Annotated in this window: 1 protein-coding gene; it reads left to right on the top strand. The window is 51.4% G+C overall.

Annotated features, from left to right (window positions below; all coding sequences use genetic code 11):
• A partial coding sequence (locus tag D6694_06825; GenBank protein ID RMH43603.1) for a hypothetical protein occupies positions 1-801 on the top strand: 801 nt, incomplete at its 5' end.
• Positions 802-1,041 lie beyond the last annotated feature (240 nt).

Here is a 1,041-nt window from a genome sequence, read left to right on the forward strand (position 1 = left end):
CTCTCGGATTGGGAACTTGTACTGTATGGCAGTCCGGACGATGGTGCGCGGCATTTGCTTGAGCACTTTGACGAGATGTCGAACGATGACAAATTTATCACTAGCCTTCGTTTGAGGCTTTGTGTCGCGCTCAACGACTACCATCGGTTCACTGAAGAAGAATTGGCCACCTACAAAGGCAGTTTTTTCGCGAAAATGACCAAACGGGAGTTGGCTTTTTGTCGAGGCGTGGGTCGAAAGCATTATGCTAGAAGGCTAGACGAGATCTTTTCGAAAGATGCGCAGCTCGGACAGAAGGTACGGTCGCTGACCGCCCAGATATACTATCAAGCGCTCTGGAGCAAAGAAAGCACACAGAAGGATATTGAACGCTTTTACCAGATTGCCGCCCAGGCCAAGCGACCAGAAGATTTCTCGGCTATCGCCAGTAATTATATGCGATATAGAAATCGATTGAACGTGGGAATAGATGACAAGATGCTGGCCGCGTTTTTTGTGGCGGCGGCTGAGCATGACCGGATTGACATGGCCGATGTTTGGAACCTTCCTGATATTTGCTGGGCTTTTAAGAAAACCTTTAAATTGTGCAGAGAAAACACCAATTTTTATCCGGACATTGTGACGCATTTGGTGCCAGATCCCCGTGAGCGTCTTGAGGTGTATCAGACCGCGGAACAGATGGTGGAGCAAGTGGTGTATGGGCCGGGACTCACGCTGCCGCCGGATTTGTTTGTTGTGCCCGACGAGGCGTCCTCGTCTTCGGATCATGATGCGAGACAGACCAGCGGGACAGGCGAGTGAATAATTGAATGTCGCGCGCGAAAGTGCCACCGCCGGTGATGCCTCTGCCGGTAGAATTACTGGTTTTGATGGCGTACGTTGCCTGATGCATCTACCACTGTGGTGTGGATCTGAATGCCGCGCCGAACACTTTGTGTGACGATGCAAAAATCTTCGAATTGGGACAGTGCCCGATCAAGGTGCGGCAGGGACTCAATGCCTTCTGGCAGCTGGATGCGGACATGCATTTCGGGGATTCGC

The sequence above is a fragment of the Gammaproteobacteria bacterium genome (assembly GCA_003696665.1).
In the GTDB taxonomy this organism is placed as follows: Bacteria; Pseudomonadota; Gammaproteobacteria; order Enterobacterales.